This window comes from Corallococcus sp. AB032C (assembly GCF_003668935.1).
In the GTDB taxonomy this organism is placed as follows: Bacteria; Myxococcota; Myxococcia; order Myxococcales; family Myxococcaceae; genus Corallococcus; species Corallococcus exiguus.
In genome coordinates this window covers 43,811-48,736 of the sequence record NZ_RAWP01000025.1, presented here as the reverse complement: position 1 = coordinate 48,736, position 4,926 = coordinate 43,811, and the positions used below count along the sequence as shown (strand labels likewise).

Here is a 4,926-nt window from a genome sequence, read left to right as displayed (position 1 = left end):
GTTTTCAAGGAGCACCGCTCCCCCTCATTCCAACGAAGACCGCTCGACCCGGAGCGTCTGCCCGAAGGCAAGGCCCCGCCACCCACCACACCCCATCAAGGCTTCACGTCCGGAGTCCCCGCCGGGGATCCGGTCCCGTCCGACAACTGGACGGACGACGCGGCCCGAAGCCGCGTCAGGAGCTGCTCGAACACGCGCCGCTGGGCCCCCGGCGCCATCTGCCCGGCCACCGCTTCGCGAACCTCCTCGAAGGGAGGCACGCGCGCGGGACGGCGCTCCTGCAGCACCAGCACGCCCACACCCGTCGCGTCCTGCACCACCGCGGAGACGGCACCCGGGCGGGTCAGCGCCAACGCGGCCTTTTCGAGCTCCGCGTTCCCGAACTCGCCCCGCGCCAGCAGCCCCCACTCCCCGCCTCGCGCACGCTCCGGGCCATCCCCCGAGGCCGCGACCTTCGCCACCGGCTCGCCCGCGAGCAGCCGCTTTCGCAGGGACTCGGCGCGCTGGCGTGCCTGCTCCCAGACCGGGCGACCGCTGCCCGAAGGGACCATCACCCACGCCCGGGCCAGGCGGAGCCGCTCCGGCTGCGCGAAGCGTTCGAGGTGGCCCTCATAGAAGGCCCGCGCCTCCGCCTCCGTGGGGGCGGCAGCGGCCTTCTCTTCCTGGGCGAGGAGGGCCTGGATGCTCAGCCGCTCTTCCAGCTCCCGCACCTGGCGGCGGATCTCCTCGCCCTGGGGAATGCCCCGGCGAGTGGCCTCCTGGAACAGCAATCGCTTATCAACCAGGGAACGAATGAATTCCTGACGTCCCGGACCGGTCTCGAAACGTTCGCGAAGGTTGGGCGGAAGCCGCTGGCTCTCGCGCAGGACCTCGTCCTGGGTCACCACGCCGCCATCGAAGCGCGCCACGACGGGAGCCGTGCCAGCCATGGAGACGGGCTCGGGGGTGCCTGCCCGGCCGCACGCCAGGGACAAGAGCAGCGAGGAAATTGACAGCCAAACTCCAGAGCCCCGCTGATGTCCCATGCCGTCCAATGTCCGCTTGCCCGAGGCGACTGGAAATACTCCAGTTCGACCGTTGATCACAAGCAGCTGTAGGATAACGGACAGAGTGACATTCAATGGCGCGGGCACCGCGTCCGGGGGCAGCTGGACCGTGGAGATTTCAATGGGTCGGAAGTTCAGGTGGATGGGACTGGCAGTGTTGGGGCTGTCCCTGGGAGTGAGTGCCTGCGGCAAGGAGAAGTCAGCCTCGACCCCGGCAGTGACGGATTCTGTCGTAGCCCGCGTGGGGGAGACGAAAATCACCCAGGCGGAGCTGGAGGCGAAGCTGGCGGAACAGCCTGCCTTTGTCCGGGCGCGCTACGGAACTCCGGAGAAGAAGAAGGAATTTCTAGACAATCTTGTTCGCTTTGAACTGCTGGTCCAGGAGGCGAAGCGCCGCGGGCTGGAGTCGGACCCCGAGGTCCGGGCGATGCTTGAGAAGGTGATGGTGCAGCAGCTGGTGAAATCCCAGACGGAGTCCGCAGAGGCGGTGGTGAGCGACGCGGACGCGAAAGCCTTCTACGACGCCAATCTCGCGGAGTTCGTGAAGCCGGAGCGCGTCCGGATCAGCCAGCTCGTGTTGAAGGCGCCCCGGGGCACGCCGGAGCGGCAGAAGGCGCTGACGCAGGCAGTGAAGCTGGCGACGGAGGTGCGCAAGGAAAGCAATGTGCCGCGCGCGTTCGACACGGCGGTGCGTGCGCACTCCCAGGACACGGCGACCCAGGCACAGGGTGGAGACCTGGGCTTCCATACGCGAGAGGAATTGACGGCCCTGGGAGGCGAGGCGCTGGCGGAGTCCGCGTGGAACATGAAGGCGGTGGGCCAGCTGTCAGCCCCCGTCGAAACCGATGCGGGCGTCCATCTCCTGATGTTGCAGGCACGTCAGGTGGGGCATGAGCAGACGTTCGAACAGGCAAAGCCTCGCATCATGCAACGCCTGGGAGCGGAGCGCCGGGCCAAGGCGCTGGAGGCCCTGGTCGAGAAGCTGCGGACCCAGACGAAGGTGGACGTGAACGAGGACGTCCTCGCGAAGGTGAATCCGGAGGCAGGCGTGAAGCCCGCGCCCGGACCGGGGCAGGCCGAGGCGGCGCCGCGATAGACAACCTGATTCACGGCTCGGATGAATCCGTCGGTGGTCGCGGGTTGAACATGCCTGAGTCGACTGGGGCTGAGTGAGGAGCAGAGGGCGAGCTGGAGGCGTGCTTCCGCGCGACGGAGGCCCGCCGCTTGCGTGAGAGGTGCTAGGCGGTGCTGATGACGACCAGGGGCTGTCCTCAGCGGCAGATTGCCGCGGACCTGGGCATCACGGACGCGCAACATCCAGCGCTCCCTGGCTCGCTACCGAGCTGAGGGGGTGGAAGGGCTGAAGATTCAGTGGGCGCCGGGAAAGATGCCCTCCATCCCGGAGGAACTGGCCACCCTTCTGGACTGGATACGCCAGGGCCCCCGGGACTGCGGCCTCATGCGTGCGAACTGGACGCATGTCGCCCTGGCTGACTTACGTGTGCTTGCTCTTCGCTGAAAAGGTCCGGCCTACGCATGGAAGGTGCTGGAGGAGCACCTGACGGCGTCATCCGTGACGCGCAAGCTCGGCGACAGTCCCCGCTGGCACTGCGCTGCCATGCAGATACCAAACGCCATGCCAGAACACCCAAGGCGAATTGAAGTACATCGACCACTGCACGGGGCTGGCGCGGTAGACCTCCCAGCTCTCCCGAGTGAAGGATTGACCATTGGGCAAGACCATCAGGAGGATTCCCTTCGCCGCATCGTCTTCCTGAACCCGATGCGTAGGCACCCACAGGCGCGTCCGATCATCAGCGGGATAGTCCGGTTCGGTTTGACGAAGCTGCTGCTCATGGCGGAACCGCTCAATCCATCGCTCCTGAGACTCCTCTGCTCGCCGGATGGCCGCATCCCGCTGTTCCGGTGGCATGTGCTCAAGGCCGGGTACAAAAATCCCGTCCAGAGAATCGTCAGGGAGCATCTTGGCGCCACAGGCGGAGCACGCCTCATTATCCCCAGACCAGGCGCCACACACGCCGCACTGGAACTCCACACCCGGGATTCGCATGCGTTCGTCCCTTACCAGCGGCATCTGGCCGGACCCTAGACGCGCTTATCGCGCACGGCCGCCTCTACTTCGGAATAGACAGACATCGCACGTCGAAGGTCAAATCCAAACAACCCACGCAGAAGTCGAACCGCATCAATTCTGGAAGCGCCGAGGCGAACCGCCTCAGCCCCAATCTCGACCGGCGTACGCCCCGAGTCTCGCATGGCAACATAATCCCCAGCCTCGTCTGCAACAATGAACCGCCCCTGCCCCACGAGCCCAGACACGACACCGGAGTCTGCCTGCGGCTGAGAACCGGACAGGTATGCCGCCAGGATTTCAGAGTAGCCAAGTTCCTGAGCCGCTTGGCGCAGCTCCTCCCAGTACTCGCCAGGAAGCGACGCCCGCTCCGACTCGTAATGGTCCCCGATGCTGCCCAAGACGATGACCAGAACCTCGTACTCCTGTAGCTCCAGCCACTTCTCCACCTCGGACCGAGTGTAGTGCAGTCCCTCGATCAGGAACGCCTCTTCCGGCAGGAGTCGCGAAGCACACTTGAGTCGTTCGATTGGACTCACGCGCTCCACTCTTCCCGCCCACCACTGCCAGAGCCACTTGAGTAACATTTGCGCAGTTGCTCTCAATCCGGACGGCGGCGGCACCTTCGCTCACGGGGATGGCGCGCCTGGGTTCACTGGCTTCCCATCCCGATATGCGTAGCGCTCGGACACCTGTCCGACGAACCGCTGGATGCCTTCAGGCCTCAGCTCGGGAACCTCCGGTTTCCCCCAGCGCCTTTCTGCTTCGTAGACGGAGGTGTCCAGCGGGTACGCGACAAGCTCTCCGGAAAGGTGTTTCTCCGCCAGCCACACGTCCGCCAGGGCCTTCCGGGAGAAGACCACGGTCACCTGGACGGCGCCCTCCCCCGTGAAGAGCCAGACACAGTTGCGCGCCACCCTGCGCCGGAGATGACGGTCCTCCGGCAGCTCCCGCGTCACGAACTCGATACTCATGCCCAGGGTACGAAGCGCGGCGACGACCGCGGACGGGTCCGGAGGATCCGCGATGACTACCGAATACTTCATCGCTGCACTCCAGCGCAGCATGAACCGAAGCCCCCCCTCCAATTCGAAGGCCCAGTGAAATTCCCGGCCTCCCGCGGTGCACAGCGAGTCCTCCTCGATGAAGCCGGGCTCGCCAAGCGGCCGGAGTTCTTCCCGGGTCGCAGCGAACGTTACGACCCAGTCTTCATCGTCATAGGTAATCGCTACAGGGAAGGACACCGGTCGCATTGGGAGCACCCCTGCTCGGGACATCACCTCCCACCTCCATACACGCCCGGCACCATGCCGCGAAGGGTGCAGGAGCACCCTCCACACGGACACGTGACGTCGGATCGCGGAGAGGGCCGCTCCATGGGTGTGGCGCGGACTTCCTGCCCCCTTCGCAAGTCTGATAGGCGGATGCGGCCCTCAAGCCCGCGCGGCGTCGCCGTACGACACGCGCAGGCCGTCGTACGTCACCGTGATGAACGGGCGCCCCATCCAGCCGCAGTGCGTACAGACGGCGTTCGGACCGGTCGCGGTGACCCGCACCGGCAGGTCCGACTCGCACACGGGGCAGCCCTCGGGGAGGGTGTACTCACGGGTCTGGGAGTGGACTTCGGTCATGTCTTCAGGGGTAACGCAGCCTCCGGACGCCGCAAGGCGCCCCCGGTTCCGCCTTCCCTGAAACATGCGACGCAGGCCTGTTCGTCTGTCTTTCCGTCACACCGGGCGCCCGTTCGCCTGCCTACTCCCGAACGCCTGATTCTCGGATGATCGTTGA

At 65.9% G+C, this 4,926-nt stretch carries 6 protein-coding genes; 1 reads left to right on the top strand and 5 read right to left on the bottom strand.

From position 1 onward, the window contains the following. Positions 1-95 precede the first annotated feature (95 nt). Positions 96-929 carry a peptidyl-prolyl cis-trans isomerase gene (locus tag D7X99_RS13850; protein WP_158627005.1) on the bottom strand — a complete coding sequence of 278 codons (834 nt, stop codon included), beginning with the start codon at positions 927-929 and terminating at the stop codon, positions 96-98. Between the two features lie 259 nt (positions 930-1,188). Between D7X99_RS13850 and D7X99_RS13845 the strand changes: the two genes are divergently transcribed. Then, the gene (locus tag D7X99_RS13845; RefSeq protein ID WP_158627004.1) at positions 1,189-2,142 is read left to right on the top strand and encodes a peptidylprolyl isomerase; all 954 of its coding nucleotides are present in this window, start codon (positions 1,189-1,191) and stop codon (positions 2,140-2,142) included. Between the two features lie 471 nt (positions 2,143-2,613). Here D7X99_RS13845 and D7X99_RS42310 read toward each other — a convergent pair whose 3' ends face one another. The 4 genes from D7X99_RS42310 to D7X99_RS13830 all read right to left on the bottom strand — a co-directional run bounded on the left by D7X99_RS42310 (position 2,614) and on the right by D7X99_RS13830 (position 4,769). Then, entirely contained in the window at positions 2,614-3,030 is a 417-nt protein-coding gene (locus D7X99_RS42310) for a hypothetical protein (protein WP_147476149.1), read from the bottom strand. A gap of 122 nt (positions 3,031-3,152) precedes the next feature. Next, positions 3,153-3,677 carry a hypothetical protein gene (locus D7X99_RS13840; RefSeq protein WP_147476148.1) on the bottom strand — a complete coding sequence of 175 codons (525 nt, stop codon included), beginning with the start codon at positions 3,675-3,677 and terminating at the stop codon, positions 3,153-3,155. Between the two features lie 90 nt (positions 3,678-3,767). Continuing rightward, positions 3,768-4,391, bottom strand: coding sequence for a hypothetical protein (locus D7X99_RS13835; protein WP_121778216.1), 624 nt, complete (start codon positions 4,389-4,391; stop codon positions 3,768-3,770). A gap of 180 nt (positions 4,392-4,571) precedes the next feature. Continuing rightward, on the bottom strand, positions 4,572-4,769 hold the full coding sequence (locus tag D7X99_RS13830; RefSeq protein ID WP_121778215.1) for a hypothetical protein: 198 nt from the start codon (positions 4,767-4,769) through the stop codon (positions 4,572-4,574). Positions 4,770-4,926: the final 157 nt, after the last annotated feature.